18 protein-coding genes and 1 riboswitch are annotated in these 22,608 nt (G+C 34.8%); of the genes, 12 read left to right on the plus strand and 6 right to left on the minus strand.

What is annotated here, in order from left to right; translation table 11 throughout:
- Positions 1-144 precede the first annotated feature (144 nt).
- Both asd and RT261_RS16635 read left to right on the plus strand, forming a co-directional pair.
- The gene (gene asd / locus RT261_RS16630; protein ID WP_313134163.1) at positions 145-1,227 is read left to right on the plus strand and encodes an aspartate-semialdehyde dehydrogenase; all 1,083 of its coding nucleotides are present in this window, start codon (positions 145-147) and stop codon (positions 1,225-1,227) included.
- A 631-nt stretch (positions 1,228-1,858) separates the two neighbouring features.
- On the plus strand, positions 1,859-2,653 hold the full coding sequence (locus tag RT261_RS16635) for a class I SAM-dependent methyltransferase (RefSeq protein WP_313134164.1): 795 nt from the start codon (positions 1,859-1,861) through the stop codon (positions 2,651-2,653).
- Positions 2,654-2,920: 267 nt separating this feature from the next.
- On the opposite strand, the gene RT261_RS16640 is transcribed toward RT261_RS16635, so the two are convergent.
- Positions 2,921-3,685, minus strand: coding sequence for a hypothetical protein (locus tag RT261_RS16640; RefSeq protein ID WP_313134165.1), 765 nt, complete (start codon positions 3,683-3,685; stop codon positions 2,921-2,923).
- A gap of 290 nt (positions 3,686-3,975) precedes the next feature.
- On the minus strand, positions 3,976-5,802 hold the full coding sequence (locus RT261_RS16645; protein WP_313134168.1) for a hypothetical protein: 1,827 nt from the start codon (positions 5,800-5,802) through the stop codon (positions 3,976-3,978).
- Positions 5,803-5,937: 135 nt separating this feature from the next.
- Between RT261_RS16645 and RT261_RS16650 the strand changes: the two genes are divergently transcribed.
- From RT261_RS16650 to RT261_RS16670, 5 genes are all read left to right on the plus strand, one after another.
- A complete protein-coding gene (locus RT261_RS16650; protein WP_313134197.1) occupies positions 5,938-6,090 on the plus strand; it encodes an adenine deaminase C-terminal domain-containing protein in 153 nt (50 codons plus the stop codon).
- A gap of 68 nt (positions 6,091-6,158) precedes the next feature.
- Positions 6,159-7,721 (plus strand): ABC transporter substrate-binding protein, encoded by a 1,563-nt coding sequence (locus tag RT261_RS16655; RefSeq protein ID WP_313134169.1) that lies wholly within the window; start codon positions 6,159-6,161, stop codon positions 7,719-7,721.
- A 255-nt stretch (positions 7,722-7,976) separates the two neighbouring features.
- Positions 7,977-8,918 (plus strand): ABC transporter permease, encoded by a 942-nt coding sequence (locus tag RT261_RS16660; protein WP_313134170.1) that lies wholly within the window; start codon positions 7,977-7,979, stop codon positions 8,916-8,918.
- A 16-nt stretch (positions 8,919-8,934) separates the two neighbouring features.
- Positions 8,935-9,723, plus strand: coding sequence for an ABC transporter permease (locus RT261_RS16665; RefSeq protein WP_313134171.1), 789 nt, complete (start codon positions 8,935-8,937; stop codon positions 9,721-9,723).
- 9 nt (positions 9,724-9,732) lie between these two features.
- On the plus strand, positions 9,733-11,448 hold the full coding sequence (locus tag RT261_RS16670; protein WP_313134173.1) for an ABC transporter ATP-binding protein: 1,716 nt from the start codon (positions 9,733-9,735) through the stop codon (positions 11,446-11,448).
- Between the two features lie 28 nt (positions 11,449-11,476).
- Here RT261_RS16670 and RT261_RS16675 read toward each other — a convergent pair whose 3' ends face one another.
- Positions 11,477-11,935: a YaiI/YqxD family protein gene (locus tag RT261_RS16675; protein ID WP_313134174.1), complete on the minus strand. Its 459-nt coding sequence runs from the start codon at positions 11,933-11,935 to the stop codon at positions 11,477-11,479.
- 377 nt (positions 11,936-12,312) lie between these two features.
- Here RT261_RS16675 and RT261_RS16680 point away from each other — a divergent pair, with 377 nt between their 5' ends.
- The 3 genes from RT261_RS16680 (at position 12,313) to RT261_RS16690 (ending at position 17,427) form a co-directional block, all read left to right on the plus strand.
- Positions 12,313-14,061, plus strand: a complete 1,749-nt coding sequence (locus RT261_RS16680) for an ABC transporter ATP-binding protein (protein WP_313134175.1) — start codon at positions 12,313-12,315, stop codon at positions 14,059-14,061.
- Positions 14,062-14,088: 27 nt separating this feature from the next.
- Positions 14,089-15,873, plus strand: coding sequence for an ABC transporter ATP-binding protein (locus tag RT261_RS16685; protein ID WP_331665518.1), 1,785 nt, complete (start codon positions 14,089-14,091; stop codon positions 15,871-15,873).
- A 138-nt stretch (positions 15,874-16,011) separates the two neighbouring features.
- Positions 16,012-16,114: riboswitch (NiCo riboswitch) on the plus strand.
- Positions 16,115-16,239: 125 nt separating this feature from the next.
- Positions 16,240-17,427: a cation diffusion facilitator family transporter gene (locus RT261_RS16690; protein ID WP_313134176.1), complete on the plus strand. Its 1,188-nt coding sequence runs from the start codon at positions 16,240-16,242 to the stop codon at positions 17,425-17,427.
- Positions 17,428-17,523: 96 nt separating this feature from the next.
- Here RT261_RS16690 and RT261_RS16695 read toward each other — a convergent pair whose 3' ends face one another.
- Positions 17,524-18,246 carry an ATP-binding protein gene (locus RT261_RS16695; protein WP_313134178.1) on the minus strand — a complete coding sequence of 241 codons (723 nt, stop codon included), beginning with the start codon at positions 18,244-18,246 and terminating at the stop codon, positions 17,524-17,526.
- 208 nt (positions 18,247-18,454) lie between these two features.
- On the opposite strand from RT261_RS16695, the gene RT261_RS16700 reads away from it, so the two are divergent.
- Together RT261_RS16700 and RT261_RS16705 are read left to right on the plus strand one after the other, a co-directional pair.
- Positions 18,455-19,141 (plus strand): Crp/Fnr family transcriptional regulator, encoded by a 687-nt coding sequence (locus RT261_RS16700; RefSeq protein WP_313134179.1) that lies wholly within the window; start codon positions 18,455-18,457, stop codon positions 19,139-19,141.
- A gap of 243 nt (positions 19,142-19,384) precedes the next feature.
- The gene (locus tag RT261_RS16705; protein WP_313134181.1) at positions 19,385-20,188 is read left to right on the plus strand and encodes a peptidoglycan-binding domain-containing protein; all 804 of its coding nucleotides are present in this window, start codon (positions 19,385-19,387) and stop codon (positions 20,186-20,188) included.
- A gap of 230 nt (positions 20,189-20,418) precedes the next feature.
- Here the strand turns inward: RT261_RS16705 and RT261_RS16710 are convergent, their stop codons facing one another.
- Together RT261_RS16710 and RT261_RS16715 are read right to left on the minus strand one after the other, a co-directional pair.
- The gene (locus RT261_RS16710) at positions 20,419-21,321 is read right to left on the minus strand and encodes a metallophosphoesterase (protein ID WP_313134182.1); all 903 of its coding nucleotides are present in this window, start codon (positions 21,319-21,321) and stop codon (positions 20,419-20,421) included.
- Positions 21,322-21,340: 19 nt separating this feature from the next.
- On the minus strand, positions 21,341-22,387 hold the full coding sequence (locus RT261_RS16715) for a DUF4474 domain-containing protein (RefSeq protein ID WP_313134184.1): 1,047 nt from the start codon (positions 22,385-22,387) through the stop codon (positions 21,341-21,343).
- Positions 22,388-22,608 lie beyond the last annotated feature (221 nt).

Raw genomic sequence — 22,608 nt, forward strand, 5'->3', positions numbered from 1 at the left:
CAAAAAATCAATAAATAGTAGAAAACAGTTGATTTTTATCAATAAGAAGAGTACTGTATATCTACAAGAAAGACATGTGTGCGTAGTACAAATACACTTTAAGGTATTTGTCCTTTTATAAGCGAAAGGAATTGGTGTGTTAATATGAGCAAATTAAAAGTTGGTATCTTAGGCGGTACCGGTATGGTAGGGCAGCGCTTTGTTGCATTATTGGAGAATCATCCCTGGTTTGAGGTTGTTTCTGTAGCAGCCAGTGAAAGAAGTGCAGGTAAGACATATGAAGACGCAGTAGGAGAACGTTGGAAATTAAATACTCCAATGCCGGAACCAGTTAAGAAACTTATTGTAAAAAATGTAAATAGCGTAAAAGAAGTCAGCCAAGGAGTAGACTTTGTATTCAGTGCAGTTGATATGACGAAAGAAGAAATCAAAGCTATAGAAGAAGCCTATGCCAAAACAGAAACTCCCGTCGTATCCAACAATAGTGCACATAGATGGACACCAGATGTACCAATGGTAGTACCTGAAATTAATCCAGAACATTTATCAGTTATTGAAGACCAAAAGAAACGTTTGGGAACGAAAAGAGGCTTTATTGTAGTAAAGCCTAATTGTTCTATCCAAAGTTATACCCCGGCTCTTCATGCCTTAAAAGAATTTGGCCCCAAGATTGTTGTAGCAACAACTTATCAAGCAATATCCGGTGCGGGAAAAACCTTTAAAGATTGGCCGGAAATGATTGATAATGTTATTCCATACATTGGTGGAGAAGAAGAAAAGAGCGAACAAGAACCTCTTAGAATATGGGGCAAAGTTGAAAATGGCCAAATCGTGAAAGCAACTGCGCCAATTATTACAACCCAGTGTATCCGTGTACCTGTAAGTGATGGTCATACTGCGGCAGTATTTGTAAGCTTTGAAAAGAAGCCAACGAAAGAACAAATAATTAAAGCCTGGAGGGAATATAAAGGTCTGCCTCAGGAATTAAATCTGCCAAGTGCACCAAAACACTTTATTCAATATCTAGAGGATGATAATCGCCCCCAGGTTAAGCTGGATAAAGATTATGAAAACGGCATGGGAATTTCTTTAGGCAGACTTCGTGAAGACAGTGTATACGATTATAAATTCGTTGGTTTGTCTCACAATACACTTCGTGGAGCAGCAGGTGGTGGTGTTTTAATCGCTGAACTGCTAAAAGCGGAGGGATATATTACTTCTAAATAAAACTTATTAATTTTAAAGAACTACTTACTTAAAATAATTCAAAGGACCTTCAAGAGCAGAGATAATATATTTTATTATTATATGAAAATATATTATCCTACTCCAGGAGGTTGATTTTAATTTATGGTTGAAGTTAATAATAGCATCATCACACCGGAAGAAGTTTAAAATGAGAATTCATGAATTCTTATTTTAAGCTTCTTTATTACTATCAACTGCAATGAAAATCAAATGCTTGCTACCTTTTCCATATTTTGCACTATTTATTGGCAGCAGGGTTACCTTTTAGTAGATGTAACATTCAATGGGTGTAAGAATGAAATTAACTTTAAATGTTTTAAATAGGTTTTAAATAGGTATAAAAGCCATAGCTTATAGTGGTTGATTTTATTACTTTATAGTATAATAGCTGAAACAGTAATAGTATTACAATTTTATTTCTATAAGGGGGAGTGTAAGTTATTGAAAGGCATAACTCACACCCTGATTTGTGGCAGTGCTACATCAGAAGCAAACGTGGCTGCAATGGGAGCCAGGTTTAAAAAAGAGTTTTCCAACCTGTAGTTTATACCCACTTATAAAGTTACTGTTGTTATTAAGAAACGCTAAAAGAGCTGGAATGGAGGGTGTTATGAATTTTGAAGAATTAATGGAGATTGGAAGAGAAGAAGATAGAGTGAAAGCTTTATATAGTATCTTCAACGAAGACAGCAGATTGTCTTCTAAGGCTACGCAAGTTGAATTCCTAACTACAATCAGGCAAATTGAAAAACATATTAAGCCAGGTATGAGAATTTTAGATTTGGGAGCAGGTACAGGTACATACAGTTTGTATTTGGCAGGAAAAGGGTATGATGTAACAGCGGTAGAGTTAGTTAAGGATCATGTAGAGCTTATGAAAAGAAAAAAACGGGAAGATATGAAACTTGAGATTATTCAGGGAAATGCTTTAGAATTATCCGGTTTTAAAGATAATTATTTTGATATGGTTTTATGCTTTGGACCTCTTTATCATTTGGAAAGTATGGAAGACCGGTTAAAGTGTATCAATGGAATGAAAAGAGTATGCAGTAACAGTGGCATTATGTTTTATGCCTTTATTAATAATGACATGGTTATTGCTACGGAAACCATGTGTTATAAAGCTGACTTGAAAAGTGATTATTATAATCATGATACTTTCAAAGTTGTGGATTTTCCATTTGTTTTTTCAACGGCAGACCAAGCCAGAGATATGCTGAAGAAGTGTAATATTCAAATTATTGGTGAGGTGGCATCAGATGGACTAAGTGAACTCTTAGCCGATAAAATCAATTCTATGGATGATGAAAGATATGCTCTTTGGCTCAATTATCATTTCTATTGCTCAGAAAAGCCAGAATTTCTGGGAGCAAGTAACCATCTATTATTCATAGGAAAGAAATAAAGAATCTTTATTAGAAAATTAGCCTTATTTCAACAAAGGAAATAAAGACGTTGCATTCTATAAATATATGAACGGTGAGAGGGTTAGGTTTGTTTTAGCAGAGAATCTGCGCGGGGGGTATGTGCAGATAGTGGCAGGATAGAGAATGCCAGTGTTCATTCCCAAGGTCCCCAGCAGATTTTGAAAAAACTAACCAAGCCCTCTCACAATTTTCATAAAGTGATGTAATATCTTTAGCTCAATAAGGTAAAGCGTCCTTTACTATTTTTATTTTAGTTCAAATATATACCGAATAAATTCAACCGCATTTTCTGCATGTTTGGAGTTCACGGCTATTCCCAGAACCGGATTATTCATTGGTTGTCCATTTTTATCATATAATATGCTATCCTTTAGGTAAATTCCATAGGCACCTTTAGCCGGATCTTCTTTCGTCTGGGTATAGTAGAAGGAATCAGCAAAATAGCTGCACATTTCGGTGGTTAATTGATCCGAAAGTTTACCGAAGAAGCCTTCTTCGGCATAGTGGTTAAATTCGGCTTCGGGAGCTATGAAGATGTCGATGTCACCGGAGAAAAACAAAACCATTAATTTTTGTTCTGTTGCCATAGTCAATTCGGACATAGCATTCTCGTTGTCAAGATATAATGTAGTATCTATGAATATATTTTCTTTCTCTTTGTCTAAGTTTAAATATTCAGAAAAATTGGTCTCCAGTGTTTCTGCGGCCTCCGTGTTAATGGTGCTATTAATAGAGGTTACATGTAATACTGTTTTGGGACCTGGATTTAAGATGCCATAGGCTATATAAATAATCCCTATGGTTATTGCAACAAGGACTATTGTTTTTATCCTATAATAGTCATTAAAATAACGAAACTTTTCCTTTAATGTCATCTCACTGAATTTTTGTTTTTCTGTTTGTTCCTGTCTTGGCTGATATATAGAAGCAGAGTCATCAAGAGTTGTATTTTTTAAATGGCCTTCTTTCATGGCTGATGTACCTCTTTCCTTTTCGTACTTTTTAATCATATTCTTTAAAATCCATTACAATAAGTTTAACATACTGCCCCATGAAATAAAAGAAAGGAAATATAAAATATTAGTAAAAATATCTTATACAAAAGTTATGACAATATAAAAAATGGGGATTTATTATAATGTTAAGTAAAATATTTATTTATACCCATAAAAGGAGCTGCTGCATTTCTTTCATAAACATATAAAGGTAACCAGGTACACAATCTACGTTATGAAATTTGCAGCAACTCCTATTTACAGTAATTTTAATATTTATTTCTTGATACGTTTATATTTTATAATTACATTCCGTATAAAAATAGATCAAATAGTGGACCGAAGTCTTCTGCTAATACATCTTGGATATTTGTAAGAAATCCATCCAAATCGGAAGATTCTATATAAGAATCCATATTATTTACCATATCAATAACTTGCTCAGAAGAAGAAGGTGTTTTGATATCTTTGGTTGGTATTTCTTTGTTGGTTAATAGTAAGGCAACAGTCTCAATACCGCCAGCCATCATTTTGACGTTTATATCCTGCTGTTTGGCTGTAGATTTAAATTCAACTACGAATTCCGTACCAAGCATCTCATCGGAGGTTAAAGTGAATTTGCCATCTAATTTACCATCTTTTGATTTCACATTTTCAAGAGCTACATTAAAACTTTTTGAAGCATATTCATCATAATATCCTTCATAGTAATTAACTGAAGTAACAGAATTACCGGTAAAACCATTATTGCCGATAGTTCCATCAGCGGTAATATTTAAAATTTCTATATCTTCTGACTTACACCAAATGTGAAAGCCTAATTTGGAACCATCTCTTGCGGTAGTATATCCTAAGAAAGTTTTGTTATCGTCTATAAGGGTTATTTCACGACCCATAATATTACCATTACTATCTGTATATAATACCATATTCAGAATAGGATCCTTTGACAGAGTTGATATATCCGTTTTCATATCATTGATAGCATCTTCAATGGTCTTATAATATTCGTCCTCAGGCATTAACTGTAAGGCAGTTATTATTTTAGCTAAATCTTTATCAGTTTTTGCATCTTCTAAAATTGCTAAAACAATATTATATGCATCTGTTTCTGTAATAGTTGCAGTAAGCTTATTATAGCTGGAAGTTACATTAGAAGCAGTTACTTCTACGTTTTTCTCAACCTCAACGGTTTTAATATTATTATAAATATCAGAAGAATATCTATTTAGCATTGCATTTAAGGTGTCTTTAGAGAGAAGTTTGCTATCCAGTAATTTAGGCATATTTTTTGCATATTCATTGTAATCAAAATCAGTGCCTTCCGCTGTGCCTGTTTCTTCCATTATGTCTTTCATAGTCATTAGTAAATATGCACTGCTTAATTCAGGTACTTTAATGTAATAATTAGTAGTACTCAAATCAGATAACAACTCTAAAGATGCAAGAGTTTTATTATCATAGGAAAATACTCCATTAAAACTGCTTAATCCATCTTTGGAAATGCTTTCAAACTTTGCATTGATTGGTTTAATTTCATTTAAGCCCATCATCATTGAAAGTGCAGGAGAGATGGTGAATGACAGGTTATTCTCAATACCAACTCCCTTTTCATATTTGTCTAATGATTCACCGTAACTTTTTGAAAGGGAATCTATTTGTTTGCCAAAATTCTTTTGTTCTATATAGGCATAGTATTGAGAAGAACTTTTTGTCATCATTGCAATTGCGTTGGATAATTTATTACGATTTGCAAATGCTGTAACAGAACCCGCCAAAATAACAACTAAGGCTACTAAGGCAGCTATAATTATTCCTGTAGGTTTCTTTTTTACTGGTGTTTCAGAAACAGTTTCTACAACCGGTTGGGAGTAGCTTGGCTGTACAGATATATCTTCCTGCATTTCTCCCATAGTGTTTTCTTTATTAAGTTCTAAATCTTCAGAGCCAAACTCTAAATTCTCTGATTGAGTATTTAAGGTTTCCCCCTGGGCATTATTTTCCGCTTCTGATATAGAAGCGTTTTCCGTAATAGGAGTTTCTTCAGGCACTCCATTAGGAGTTTTGTCCAATTCTACTTCAGAGAATGGATTTTCATTCAAATTACTTTCATTTTGGTTTTCATTATTCATATTAAATATTGACCCCTTCTTTATATTAATAAATATAAAAAAATGTTATCAGAGTTGTAGAAAAAAGTCAACTTAAATGTGGTGATTTGATAGGCCAGACATAATGTTTCTAAAATATTATTAAAATAATATGAAATCCTTGGGGAACTGCCATTGCCTATTGCAGGTTTAATGTGTGACGAAAAAGCGGAAGTAGTGGAGGATAAGCTGGGAGCAATGAAAAAGGAGGCAATCCATTTAGGTGTATCGAAAGGAATTGACACCTTAATAATTTTTAGAAAAAAATGAATTTATATCTTGCAATTTTCACATAATAAGTATATGATGAAGAAAATTTCATAAGGAGGAGTTTTAAAATGAAAAAGAAATATCCATTTTTCATACTCATGATTCTGGTGTTATCCATTGCACTTTACGGATGTGGAGGCAATAGGAAGGAAAAGGATAGTGAGAAAGCTCCTGCAAATGATGTGTCTTCAAAAGCCCCTATTAACGGTGGAAAAATCGTAGTAGGAATTTCACAGGATTTAGATAGTCTTGACCCTCACAAAGCAGTAGCGGCAGGAACTAAGGAAGTTTTATTTAATCTGTTTGAAGGTTTGGTAAAACCTGACCAAAATGGTGATTTAGTACCTGCTGTTGCAAAGAGTTATGACATATCGGAAGATGGAAAAGTATATACTTTTCCTTTGCGTGAAAATGTTAAGTTTCATAACGGTGCTCCTGTAACAGCAGATGATGTTATATATTCAATTAAAAGAAGCGCCGGTTTACTTGAAACAGCGGATCCTGCTGTTGTAGTGGAATCGGCGCTTACTAATGTTTCAGAAGTAAATAAGTTAGATGAAACTACAGTAGAAGTGGTATTAAAAGAAGGTGACACAGAATTACTAGGTTATCTTACCAGTGCCATTATTCCGAAAGATTACAAAGACCAGAATACTGCTCCGGTTGGAACAGGACCTTTTAAATTCGTGTCCTATACACCATTAGAGAGTCTGGTTGTAGAGAAAAATGAAGACTATTATGTTGCAGGAAAACCATATTTAGATCAGGTAACTTTTAAAATAGTACCAAATCCGGATTCTGCAGTTTTGGATTTATTGGCAGGATCACTTGATATTTTCCCATATTTAACAGAAACCCAGGCAGCTCAATTATCACAACAGTTTAATATTGCGGAAGGTCATATGAATTTGGTACAGGCATTATTTTTAAATAATAATGCAAAACCATTTACAGATGTTAAAGTACGTCAAGCCTTAAACCATGCAATAGACAGACAAGGAATTCTTGATATGGTAGCAGGGGGAAAGGGATCCGTAATTGGCAGCAATATGTTTCCCGGCTTTTCCAAGTATTATAATGAAGCAACGGCGGGAACTTATACTTATGATGTGAAAAAGGCAAAGGATTTACTTGCTGAAGCAGGATATCCGGAAGGTTTTACTTTTACTATTAAAGTACCTTCCAATTATAAATTCCATGTGGATACGACCCAGGTTATTGTAGAACAATTAAAGCAGGCAGGGATTACTGCTAAAATTGAGCAGATCGAATGGGCAAGCTGGCTAAGTGATGTTTATGTTGGAAGAAATTATGAAGCAACGGTTATTGGTTTAGATGCAAAACTGGCTCCAAGAGATGTATTGGAAAGATATAAATCAGATGCGGGAAATAATTTCTTAAACTATAGCAGCCCACAATTTGACCAGACATTAGACAAGGCTGTTAAGACAACTAAGGATGAAGAAAAAATAACGTTCTATAAAGAACTACAGTCCATTCTAGCAGAAGATGCGGCGGCCGTATATATACAGGACCCTGCCTTATTAGTTGCGGTAAATAAAAAATTAGATGGATATACTTTCTATCCTGTTTTTGCATTGGATATGGCCAGTGTGTATTACACAGAATAATTGTTAATAACTTTAGCAATAAAATAAATTCGTGTGGATAAATAACGAAATAAGATAATTTGTCATTCTGATCCCCAAGGGTGAAGAATCTCTATAAAGGTGAGATTTTTCGAGTACAGGAAGCGGTCCTGCTGAATGTACTCTCAGAATGACATATTTAATTTTATTCTGGAATACAGAGAGAGAAATAAAACAAGTTAGTACATACTTTATTTAAAACAGGACTAAAACACATATAAAAGGAGGAAAAGGAATATGAAATACACCCTAAGGAAAATCCTTACTTTAGCCGTTACGCTAATAGTTGTTTCCTTTCTCACTTTTATAGCATTTCAAATAATTCCGGGAGACAGCGCTATTGCCCAATTGGGTACCAATGCAACAGAAGAGTCTATTGAAGCTTTAAGAGAAGCCATGAATTTAAATGGTAATGTTTTGATTCGTTATGGAAAGTGGATTTCTAAGATATTTACTGGTGATTTTGGTATTTCCAGCCAATATAAAATACCAGTAAGTTCCCTTATATTGGAAAGGATGCCGGTAACTATCTGGCTGGCTGTTTTATCCTTTGCTTTTATTGTTGTTCTTTCTATTCCCCTTGGAATTATAGCAGCTAAGAAGGAAGGGGAAGCCGCAGACAGAATCATATCCTTCTTTACTCATACTGGAATGGGAATACCGCCTTTCTTTCTTGGCATTATTATAACATTACTATTTGGATTCATATTAAAATGGTTTACGCCTGGAAGGTATATTGGTCCAAGGGAGAACTTCGGTTTATTCCTGGGATACATGATTTATCCGGCACTTGCCAATGCAATTCCCAAGGCTGCCATGGTCTTAAAGTTTTTAAGAAGCTCTATTATCAGACAACTTCAAATGGATTATGTTAGAACAGCCAGAAGTAAAGGTAATTTAGAAAACCCCATTCTTTACAGGCATGTATTAAAGAATGCATTTATCCCTGTTCTTACCTTTATAGCCATGATAGTTGCGGAAACTTTAGCGGGAAGTATTATGATTGAGCAGGTCTTTAGTTTACCGGGATTGGGAAGGCTTTTGGTTATGGCAATTTCTAACCGGGATTATGCTGTGGTACAAATCATAGTGCTATATATTGCAGCTACCATTGTTGTTATTAATTTTATTGTTGATATGCTATACCAGTGGATTGATCCACGTGTGAGAGTGAAATAACGTAAGGAGAAGATAAGTGAAGAACAAAAAAATAAATAATTTAAACTTTAAGATAGGTATTGCTATTATTAGTTTTGTACTTCTCTTTATTATAACAGGGCTGTTTTATACGCCATATGACCCTAATGCAATGGATGGAACTGCTAAGAATATGGCACCGGGTTTTTCACACCCATTTGGTACAGACAATTTTGGACGGGATGTATTAAGCCGGGTTATGGAGGGGGGAAGAACCACTTTTTTTGTAGCGGTGTTAACGGTTGCCATTGGTGCAGTATTCGGAACACTGATAGGTGCCTTTACCGGCTACTATGGAGGCTGGTTAGATGAAATTCTAATGCGTATTAATGATGGATTGGCTTCCTTTCCAAGTATTTTGCTGGCACTTATTGTGGTAAGTTTAATTGGTCCCGGCAAATACAATGTGATTATTGCCTTAGGTGTTATTTTTATTCCCAGCTTTGCCAGAGTAATACGAAGTGAGTATATTACCCTGAAAGAAAGAGATTTTGTAAAGAACGCCAAGCTAATGGGCGCCAGCGATTTACGAATTATGTTTGTGCACATTCTGCCTAATACAAAAGCGATTCTATTATCTTCTCTTACCATTGGATTTAATAATGCTGTTTTGGCAGAAGCAGGAATGAGTTATCTGCAATTAGGTGTTCAGCCGCCTGACCCCAGTTTAGGAAGAATGTTATCAGAAGCGCAATCCTATTTATTTATGTCTCCCTGGTGTGCTATATTTCCGGGAATTATGATTGTTTTATCCGTAATAGGATTTAGTCTGATAAACGAAAGGTAGGAAATAAAGGTGAAGCATCCATTAATTAAAGTTGAAGATGTTACCATTGGTTTTCGTCATAAAGGAAATATAAGTAAGGTGGTAGATAAAATTTCCTTTCAATTGGAGGAAGGCGAAATCCTTGGAATAGTTGGAGAATCTGGTTCCGGAAAAACAATGACCGCGCTGGCAATTATGGGATTGTTATCAAAGGATGCGGAAGTTTTAGAGGGTAGTATTCTCTTTGAACATAAAGATTTATTAAAATTAAAGCAGGAGGAACTTAGGAAAATAAATGGAGATCAAATCTCCATGATATTTCAGGAGCCAATGACCTCTCTAAATCCGGTTATTACAATCGGTCATCAAATTGAAGAAATGCTCCTATTACATGAGCCGGAATTGCATTCCGATGTTCGTAAGGAACGGATATTAGAGGCGTTACAGGAGGCAGGCCTAAAGGAGCCGGAAGGATTATTTCATAAATATCCCCATCAATTATCCGGAGGTATGCGCCAGAGAGTGATGATTGCCATGGCAATGATCTGCCGTCCTAAAGTTCTGATTGCAGATGAACCTACAACCGCACTGGATGTTACTGTTCAGGCTAAAATACTAAAACTGATTAAGAAACTGAATAAAGAGCATGGCACTTCTGTTATTCTCATATCCCATGATTTAGGTGTGATTAAAAGTATTTGTAAAAGAGCTTTAGTTATGCAGGATGGAAAGATTGTAGAAGAAGGAGCTACCCAGGATATCTTCACAAATCCCAGTAAAGAGTATACCAAGAAGTTATTGGCTGCTATGCCCGGGAGAGAAAGAAAGAATTTAAACAAGGAAGCTGATAAAAAAGAGACAGAACCGGAAGATATTGAGGTGTCAGAAACTGAAAGCAATGTAATATCAGCAGGGGAAGTTTATCGTAAATCAGAAATTGAAACTGGCAAAAAATCAAAAATTAAAAAGAACAGGAACTCAGAAACTGAAAGGATAAGGAATACAAAGGAGAAAGATACTATACTTGAAGTGCAAGATTTGGATGTGTTCTATGAGGAAAATGTAAACAAAATCTTTGCAAAAAGGAAATTAAAAAAAATAGTAAATAAGGCCTCTTTATCTGTAAAATATGGAGAAATTCTAGGTATTGTTGGTGAAAGCGGGAGCGGGAAATCAACATTAGCAAAAGCAATTACAGGACTTATAAAAGATGTGTCCGGTGAAATTGTATTAAAGGATAAGAAACCCCAGATGGTTTTTCAGGATCCCTATGGCAGCTTAAATCCTGCAAAAAAAGTAAGCTGGATTTTGGAAGAACCTTTAAGGATTGCAGGTGGTTATACGAAACAGGATAGAAAAGAAAAAGTATTGCAGATATTAAAAGAAGTTGGGTTAAAGGAAAAGCATGGAGAGCGTTATTTATCTCAACTAAGCGGGGGACAAAGGCAAAGAGTGGCTATTGGCGTTGCCATTATTCAAAATTCCCGGCTTATCGTTTTGGATGAACCGGTATCTGCCCTTGATGTAACAGTTCAAGCACAGATATTGGAATTATTAAAAAAATTAAGAGAGGAATATGACCTGTCCTATCTTTTTATTTCCCATGATCTGAATGTTATTTATCAAATGTGTGACCGTGTATGTGTTATGTACCAAGGTGAAATTGTTGAGACAGCGGACATTGAGTCATTATATCAGAAGCCAAGCCACCCATACAGTAAAAAACTATTAGAAACAATAGTTTAACTTTTAAAAGGAAGTTCCTGGATTCGGCTTATTCGAGTTGGGAACTTCCTTCTTTTAATTGCAGGCATAGCTGTAGAAAAGCCTTTTCGAAAAGTTCATCATTTTCTTTGGTTCGTTTTTTAACGGAGCTGGTCTTGTTACCGGCTTTTCTTTGCTTTTTAGCAATATGTCGTTCAAACATAAGGCGGTCAATGTTGTCATCTGTATAATATCTGCCGTTCTGATTAATGGCATAAGCCTTTTTTCCAAGGGCCATGGAAGCCACTCCGTAGTCCTGAGTAACTACAATATCCCCAGCAGAAGTACGGTTAATCAAGGCAATATCCGCCGCTTCCGGAGCTTTACTGACCTGCAGGATTTCGCTATAATCCGATTGAAGGATATGGCTTGTATCGATAACCATAATAACAGGTATCCTATATTCTTTTGCAATTCTTTCAATAATGTGCTTTACCGGACAGGCATCAGCATCTACTAATATTTTCATAGGACTCCTTTCTGAATCAATCTATTATCTTGAACATAAGGCATGTTCATAGTTCTATTATATACCATTGGACTTATAAACAGTATACATAATAAAAAGAAAATATAGAACAATAGCTTCCTTTATAAAATGAATGAAATTAATATTGAAAAAAAGATAACTATCATACATAATAGATAGGTACGGTTAATTAAAAGAACAATAGATAAATAATATAAATTATTGAAATCCATAATTCAGATTCTGATTTATAGCAGTGCCGCATTTGCAAGCAGACGTAGCATGCAATATGAGCTAGTTATTGAAATGCATAATTTATATTCTGATTTGAGGCAACGCCACATCTGCAAGAGATGCGGCATGGAATGGGAGATAGTATGAAAAAGAATAATATAATATTGAAATATTTGTATAAATATAAATGGAAATACCTTCTTGGGATCATTACCCTATTCGTAGTGGATTTTGTGAACTTATACATACCTCAATTTACCGGGGAAATTACAGATGGCCTGGAAAGTAGAACCATGAATATGGAAGGGGTCCTACTGGGTATTGGTAAAATATTGATAGTTGCCGCAATCCTGATGTTTGGAAGATTTTTATGGCGCTATTTTATATTTGGTTCTTCCAGGGAAATTGAATGTGAAATCAGGAATGATTTATTTGCTCATTTAGAAAAGTTATCGATGAATTACTTTAATAAGAATAAAACAGGCGATTTAATGTCCCATTTTACCAATGATTTAAATGCAGTCCGTATGTCAATTGGCCCTGCGGTCATTACTACCTTTGATGCGGTTATTATGACTTTGATGGTTTTAATTAAGATGGTTTTATATGTAGATCTTCGGCTAACAATTCTTGCGGTAATTCCACTTTTATTCATCGCAGTAGGCGGTGTGTATTATGGTAAGACGGCTGAAAAGAGATTTACAGCGAAACAGCAGGCATTCTCTGACATGACCGATCAGGTACAAGAAAGTATTTCGGGTATTCGTGTTATTAAAGCCTTTGTACAGGAAAGAAAAGAATTAAAAACCTTTGCAAAAGCCAATAAGGAGAACAAGGACAAGAATATGGGCGTCGTGAAATTACAGGCGATTGTAATGCCCTCTCTTGATTTTATCATTGGTTTTTCCAGTGTAATCACTCTGTTGTATGGTGGTTTCCTGACTATAAAAGGAGATATTACTTTGGGCCGCTTTATTGCGTTTAATCAATATATTTATATGCTGGTATGGCCTATGATTGCGGCAGGGGATAGCATTACCTTCTTCTCTCAAGGTTTTGCCTCATTAAAAAGAATACAGAATATCTTTAATGAAAAGCCGGAAATATTTGATGAAGATACCGTAAAGAGAGTGGAATATTTAGAGGGAGATATTCAAATCAAAGATTTGTGCTTCCGATATAATAATGATGCACCAAATGCACTGAATCATATTTCTGTCCATATAGAGAAGGGTTCTTCACTTGCAATACTCGGAAGGACGGGAAGTGGTAAAACTACTTTGGTAAACCTTTTGCTTCGTATGTATAATGTGGAGCGGGGACAGATTACATTGGATGGTTATGATATAAGGGAAATTCCTTTAAAGATCTTAAGAGAGAACATTGCTTATGTTCCTCAGGATAATTTTTTGTTTTCCGATACGTTACGAAATAACATTGCTTTTGGAACTGCCACCAATGATTTGGAGATGGTGGAACAGGCAGCGAAAGAAGCTTGTATTCATGATAATATTATGAACTTTCCTTTAAAATATGAAACTGTGGTTGGAGAAAGAGGGGCGACTCTATCCGGAGGACAAAAGCAAAGAAGTTCTATTGCAAGAGCTTTTATGAAGGATGCACCTATTCTTATCCTGGATGATTCTTTGTCGGCTGTTGATACGGATACGGAAGAGAGAATTTTAGAAAATCTGAAGATAAACAGAGAAGATAAAACTACAATCATTATCGCCCATCGAATCTCTACTATTCAGAATGCAGACCGCATTCTTGTTTTGGATGAAGGAGAAGCAGCAGAATATGGTACTCATGAAGAACTTCTTAAACTGCAGGGGATCTATGCAAAGATGTATGAAAAGCAGCAATTAGAAAAACAATTGGAAGCAGTTTAGAAATCAATAATAGATTATGAACCTTGTATGAAAGGCTTTGGTGTAATTGTTATGATGAACAAGAGAGAAATAGATTATGAAAAATCTCAGGGAGGAAGGGTTTTAAAACGTCTTTTGGCATATGCAAAACCGTATTGGAACTGGATGGCATTTGCTTTCCTGCTGGTCCTTGGAATTACCGGGCTGGAACTTCTGCGCCCTATTTTAATAGGAGAGGCCATTGACAAATATATTGGAGCCGGAGACTTTCAGGGAGTTAAAAAAATAGCACTGATATATTTAATTGTATTGGTATTAAGCTTTGCATGTAACTTTCTTCAAACCTGGATTCTTCAGAATACAGGTCAAACGATTATATATAATATCAGACAGGAAGTATTTGAACATGTACATAAGTTGTCACTGCGTTTCTTTGATATCACTCCGGTAGGTAAAATCGTTACAAGGATTACCAATGACGTAGAAGCCTTAAATGAGATGTTTGCTAATATATTAGTTAAACTCCTTAAAAATATTGTGAAAATAATTGGCATTGCAGTGGTGATGTTGTCTATTGATTTGAGAATGTCAATGTACTCCTTTCTATTACTGCCCTTTATTATTGGGCTAACGGTCTTATTTAAATCCATATCCAGAGCTACATATCGTGTGGCAAGAACAAAAATAACCGCAATAAATACTTACTTATCAGAGCATATTACCGGAATGAAACTGATTCAAATCTTTGCAAGAGAGCGGGAGAAATATGAAGAATTTGAATTTAAAAGTAAAGATTTGTTTCGTGCTAATTATAGAGAAATGATGGTATTTGCAATCTTTCGTCCGTCTATTTATATGCTTTCTATTATTTCATTGGTTATTATTATTGGAGTGGGTGGAGACTCCGTATTAAATGGTACTATTAGTATGGGTACTCTTTATATCTTCATTCAATATATAGGATCTTTTTTTGAACCTATTCAGGATCTTGCAGAACAATTAGGAACTATGCAGTCTGCTATGGCTTCTGCTGAGAAAATCTTCTATATATTAGACGAAGAACCTTTAATTACGAACCCGGAGAAACCTGTCACATTACATGAAGTAAAAGGAAGAATTGAATTTGACCATGTATGGTTTGCCTATGAAGATGAGAACTGGATATTAAAGGATGTAAGCTTTGTGATTGAACCGGGAGAAAAAATTGCTTTTGTAGGAGCAACAGGAGCCGGTAAATCCTCAATTCTTAATCTGATCGGAAGATATTATGATATACAAAAAGGTAAAATTACTATGGATGGAGTAGATATAAGAGATATGGATACGAATCAGCTGCGAAGTGCCATTGGACAGGTACAGCAGGATGTGTTCATATTTACCGGAGACATTAAGAGTAATATCCGACTGAAAGAAGAGGAAATTACAGAGGAAGAAGTAAAGGCAGCAGCTGTTTATGTCAATGCATCCAGGTTTATTGATAATTTAGAGCATACCTACGATGAGCCGGTAACGGAAAGAGGAGCTACCTTATCTGCTGGTGAAAGGCAGCTTATATCTTTTGCCAGAACTTTAGCCTATAATCCTTCTATTCTGGTAATGGATGAAGCCACTGCTAATATTGACACAGAAACAGAACAGTTAATTCAAGAAGCTTTGAATAAGCTGATGGAAGGAAGAACAACCATTATGGTAGCCCATAGGCTCTCCACCATTCAACATGCAGATAAGATTATGGTTATGCATAAGGGAAGGGTTCGGGAATCCGGTACCCATCAGCAGCTTTTAAATCAGAACGGAATATATAAGAAATTATACGAATTGCAATTACAATAAATAGCGTTGTAATCAAAGGAAAAGTAAATCCGCTTTGCAATAGACAATATTGTAATTAATAAATGGAAATTTTCTTGACAAAGACATAGGTAATATAATATAATTTACAAAATATCACTTTGCACTGCATAATAATCTACAGTACAAACTGAGCAGGCGATGAATCAAAGATGTTGTACGATTCATAGGGCTGGGCCGTATATACGGCAGCAGATGAGAGTTACACATCTGTGGGACAGTAGTATGTTCCATAGGTGTGTTTTTTTATAATAAAGTAAAAAATATTTCGCTTTTTTATAAACTGGAGTAATACTATATTAACATAAAAACATAATTATTAAGAGACTTTGAAAGGAAAATAATCACATGACACAGTTGTTGGTAAAATTATTTGTTAAAGATTATGATAAGGTGGGGCAGTCCAGGGTACGTACCGCTTATGGGGTGTTGTCCAGCGTGGTTGGAATTATATGCAATGTTACCCTTTTTGCAGTTAAACTGATTATAGGACTTTTAATAAACAGTATATCAGTAATGGCAGACGCTTTTAATAATTTATCCGATGCTGCTTCTTCCATTATTGGTTTTATTGGTGTTAAGCTGGCAGAAAGACCGGCTGATAAAGAGCATCCTTTTGGACACGGTAGATTTGAATATATATCTGCATTTGTAGTATCCTTTTTAATTCTGCAAGTTGGTTTTTCCTGTTTCAAGAGTTCCTTTACTAAGATAATGAATCCGGAACCAATTGAATTCAATGGGTTATTGGTTGTTATATTAGGGATATCCGTTTTATTAAAACTATGGATGTCTATTTTTAATAAAACACTGGGTAAACGTATTAATTCTAATGTAATGAAAGCAACGTCTGCGGATTCTTTAGGGGATGTTTTAATTACTACAGTAACAATCTTATCTATTATTATTGGAAAAATAACCGGTCTTACTATTGACGGATGGATGGGGGTTATTGTTTCAATATTTGTATTAATAGCAGGATTTAATATTGCTAAAGATACCTTAGAGCCTTTACTTGGAGAAGCAGTAGACCATGAAATATACCAGTCCATTACCGAGATGGTAGAAAGTTATGACGGAATTATTGGAAGTCATGATTTGATTGTCCACAACTACGGGCCTTCTCATATCATGGCAACTATACATGCTGAAGTTCCCAACGATGTTAATTTGGAAGAAATACATGAAATTATAGATTCTATTGAAAGAGATATATTAAGAGAAAAGGGAATTTTTATTGTTATCCATATGGATCCTATAGAAATTAACGATTCTAAAGTATTAGAAAAAAAGAATATGGTTATTGGTATTGTTAAGGAACTGGAGCCAAAAGCAACCATACATGATTTTCGGATTGTAAATGGTGAAAATCAAGTTAATCTAATCTTTGATTTAGTGGTTCCCTACTCTTATAACGAACTTCAGGAACAGGAATTGCTATTTAAAGTAGAAGAGGAAATCAGGAATATGGATTCTAAATATCAATGTGTTATTACTATTGAAAACAGCTACATAGCAGATAAAAAGGACAAGTGATATTTAAATATTACAGTCTGTGAAATAAAGGGATTGTTGAATTAAAGTTAAAAATAGAGGAGTCCAAAACTTAAACGTTTGGATTCCTCTGTTTTTTTATTCTATAATTACTCCATCCGGAGATATGGTAACCACCTGCCAGGGAATCATTTTACCGCTATTCTTTAATGCAGCAGTAACAGCATTTACGATTCCGCCACAGCATGGAACGGTCATGCGGACTACGGTTATGTTCTTTATATTATTATATTTTAATATTTCTGTTAATTTTTCTGAATAATCTATGTCATCCAATTTCGGACATCCAATTAAAGTAATTTTATTTTTCATGAAGCTGTTATGGAAGTCTCCGTACGCAAAAGCAGTACAATCTGCAGCAATAAGCAGATTTGCATTATCAAAATAGGGAGCATTTACAGGCACTAATTTTATCTGTACAGGCCATTGATTTAACATAGAAGCAGGTGCTTCATATTTTATGTCTTCTGATTTTTCTTTGTTTTGCTTTTGACTGTGGTTGATTATATTGGCTTGTGATCCAGGGCATCCGTGGAATACTGGAGAAGTTGAAACGGATTTATTCATTGCCATATTTCTTAGCACTTCTTCTTCATTATATTCTAAGGCTTCTCTTTCTTCAAAACTTATGGCATTCACGGGACAAACAGGGAGGCAGTTGCCAAGTCCATCACAATAATCATCACGAAGGAGAGTTGCTTTGCCATCTACTAAGCCTATGGCTCCCTCATGACAGGCACTTACACATAAGCCGCAGCCATTACATTTTTCTTCATCAATTGTTATAATTTTTCTTATCATATAGAATTCCTCTCCTTAGGGTAATCTTTTATTTGAAATCATAGTGTAATTTTTATCAGTGTCTAATTATAAATTAAATCTTTCTTTTTATGTTTACTATATAGTACAATACTTTTAATAAAATATCAGTTGCATTTGCAACAAAGTATCAATATAATAAGAAAAAATACAGTAGTTCAGTTGAATGAATCGTTATGGAGGAAAAAGGATGAATTTGAATATAAAAATCCTGGAAAAAGTTTCGCTTTTTTCAAGCATGAAAGCAGCAGATATTGAATCTATATTGGAGTGTTTGGAAAGTCAAGAAAGGGTTTATGGAAGAAATCAGTGTATTATACAAGGGGGAGATGAAGTTCCGGCCCTTGGTATTATTATAAAAGGACGTGTCCAAGTAATAAGAGAAGATATTTTAGGAAACCGAATGCTTGTGGCAGGACTTGGTCCGGCGGATATATTTGCCGAGTCTCTGGCAAGCGCAGGAGCGAAATCCAGTCCAGTAAGTGTGTATGCTAACGAGGAGGCAACAATTCTTTGGCTTTATATTAAGAGATTGGTATGCACTTGTTCTACATCCTGCCATTATCACAGCCTGCTAATTGAAAACTTGCTTCAGCTGCTGGCAAAGAAGAATCTGTATTTGAACAATAGAATGGAACTGCTTTCCAAGCGAAGTATTCGGGAAAAAATTATAGCATTCCTCCTTGCTGAAGGAAAAGAAAAAAATTCATCTTCCTTCGATATTGCTATGAATCGTAATGAAATGGCGGAATACCTATGTGTGGATCGAAGTGCTATGTCACGAGAGTTGAGCAAGCTGCAAGAAGAGGGCATCATCCAATATAGAAAAAATCATTTTAAAATATTAGTGGATTCCCAAATCATGGATTACAACTAATATTAATTAGATTCTGTAAATTGTCATTAATATCCTGCTGAATAGTAATAATAATTAAAAATAAACAATAATGCTAAGAAATATATTCCATTGTTTGAATAATTTAGACTATTTAGTATATTGTGCTAATTAATTACGAAAAGGTTAAAAAAGTATTACGAAAGTATTAAGAAAATCTGGACAAGTGAATAATTTTGTAATATAATACAAGTATTACATGAAATGACAGCAGGAGGAAAAGGCATGAGAAAAAGACACTTAAGAGGATTCGTGATATTAGGACTGGCTATATCAATGGCCTTTAGCCCGGTTAGCGCATCTGCAGCTTTACTAAAGACTGGAACAAGAGGCGGTGAAGTACAAAAAGTTCAAATGGCATTAAAAGATTTGGGATATTTTGATTATTGTGAAGCTACCGGTTATTTTGGCAATATAACAGCCAAATCCGTTCGTTTATTCCAGAAGGAGAATGGTTTGGAGGTTGACGGAATTGTAGGAAAAAATACATGGAATGCCTTAAAAGAGCAAATTGATATGGATGAGTTGTTAGGAAAATATGCATTGGAACAAAACGGTGCATTAGACTGGTTCAACGAAGTACAGTACATATGGCCAAGAAATGCCAATGCTAACGTAACAGACGTGGAAACTGGAATAACATTTCAATTAAAAAGAACCTTTGGAACCAATCATGCAGATGTGGAACCTTTAACAAAGCAGGATTCTTTGAATATTAAATCCATATGGGGAGGCTGGAGCTGGGAAAGAAGAGCTGTTGTGGTCGAAGTTGATGGAATGTTATTAGCAGGTTCTATGACAGCAATGCCCCACGCAGGAGTTGATAATGCACCGGCTATTAAAGTGGTAAATAACAGAAGCGGCAATTATGGAAGAGGTCAAAATTTAGATCTTGTAAAAAACAATGGTGTTAACGGACATATGGACATACATTTTAAAAACAGCCGGACCCATGGTACCAATGTAGAGCAGGCCTCTCATCAAAACATGGTGAAAAAAGCCAGCAAGTACATAGCAAAAATAAATTAATTTTGCACATAACTATATTTCTTTATAAGGGATAAATTAACAAATTATCATTCCCAGGTATATTTCTTATAAGAGATAAATTAACAAATTGTCATTCCCAGGTATATTCCTTATAAGAGATAAATTAACAAATTGTCATTCCCAGCATATATTCTTATAAATTGAAAATCATAAAATAAAGTAAATGATTTTTAATTTAAAAATATGCAGGAATGACAATTTTATTATAATCAGTAGGAAACTTTATCAAAGTAATCCTGTAATTTAACAGGGCCTGCAAGTACTTCCCGGCCTACATAAAGTGTTTGATCTTTTCTGGTCATAAAACACCATTTTATAAGAGCTATTTCTCCATCCTGAATCTCCATACAAGTGATACATCTTGGATGTACACAGCTTCCATCGTTAAAATAAAGCGGTTCTCCCAGCTTTGGAAATACCGGTCTGTGGGTATGTCCTGTAATAATCATTTGTTTTTCTTTTTTTGCCCAGTCTACCAGATATTTTTCCAACACATTCTTTTTTTCATGATTTTTAGAAGCACTGGTGGGATCTCGAAAACCTATTAATTCAAGAGGTCTCCACAGGTACCTAACTAAGAACCTACTTAATTTCCATAAATCATAATTTAAAAAGTCAACCTGATGACCATGGGTAAGAAAGATTTTTTTATCGGTTTCTGTATTTCTTAGTATTAGTCCTTCATGGAATTTTATGTTAGGAAACAAAGGTACACGTTTTTTTATAGTTTCGTCGAAGAAGGTACTGCATTTATATAGAGCATAATCGGATTTTTTCTTTACCATATCATGATTACCGTATAGCATATATAATCTGTCTTTACGGTAAAACTTTGATAAAAGCCAGAATACGTTACTGTGTGTGGTAATTATTTGCTCCAGGTTTCTATTTTCCCACAATTCATCACCGTCACCAAGTTCTATATAGGTGAACTTCTTCTTATAATAAAAATTCAAAGCTGCAAAATATATATTTTGGTTGCTGGAAAAATTATCTCCCCAACCGCCATCTCCTCTATGGCAATCGCTCATGATAACGATTTTTGAAGAATTATTAAATGGTATTTCTTCGGATGAACGAAATGCTTTAGTTAATGGTTTTGATCTAGACATTCTACCACCCCTTTCATGATTAACGATTTAGAATGTCATTTTTTTGTATAAAGTTTTTAATAGTATCATAATCGCCAAAGAATTGTTTTGACTTACCTAAATTTAAAATATGGCGATACAGTTTAGGTTCTTCCTCTTTTAAATATTCCAATTTCATTATGGTGTTTGCATAATCTTTTGTTATAACCTTGTATGCGTTGCAGTTTTGTTCATTATTCTTCTGCATCAAATATTCGGTTAAAGGAATTCTGGTAAATGGCTGTGTGGAATGAGGTTTATCAAAGGTTAAGCTTACTGTATTTTCAATTATGGAAAGCTCCTCCGGAGCATACCCTACCGCTATTAATTCATTGACAAAGGCATCCCGCATTTCACTATCTTTTAAGGTGATTTCAATATCCACAACTAACTCAGATGGATGTGAGAATTCAGCTAGTTTAAAGGCAGTTAACCACCAATGCAGACCACTGACCGAATACAAAACTTCATCATTCTTTTTTAAAATCATGGACATTTGTAAAAAATCTTCATCTTTTGCACTTTGATAAAAAGTACCATTGAAAAACCCGGGAATATTAAGGTCCGGACCGGTTGTTGTATAAACACCAATCTCACTTCCGGTGGTCATGCCATATTGTCCTTTCCAAAATTCAATCATCCACTTCTTTCCGCCATACTCAAAGCGTATAGGTTCGCAATCTATGACTAAACTTATAGTTACTGCCATCTCATCATACAGCTGGCAATAACCGAAACTTCGCTGCCAACCATTCATGATAGAATAAAAGATGTCTTTCTCTGGTAAATAAGCAAATCCATAGGTAGCTAGCTCTTCATTTAGTGAAATCACTTTATCCATACTGCTGTTCTGATCAGGGATAGGATTCCTGATAATTTCTACCGCAGTATCTTTACGAAATTCTTTTTTTCGTATTAGTAAAATAGTCACTATTATCTCAAAAACACATACTAATAATATAAGAGCAGCTATATAGACAGGTCCAGGAATAATGACACCAAAGGGAAGGGACATCTTTAATGCTATTTCTACAATATTATTATACAAAACAATTGGACTCCTTTCATATATATTGTGATGTATTATAATATTCTAAGAATGGGAGCTATGTTAATGTATTTGGAAATATAAATAAAGTAAATGAGATAATAGCCTAAAATTGATCAATTTTGTGCTTACTAGAATAGTTGAAGGAAGATTTTTAAGAGAAAATAGATGATCCTTTTAATTTATATCAGAAATAGTCAAAAAATAAAGAATTAGAGATA

The organism is Anaerocolumna sp., assembly GCF_032079385.1.
Lineage (GTDB): Bacteria > Bacillota > Clostridia > Lachnospirales > Lachnospiraceae > Anaerocolumna.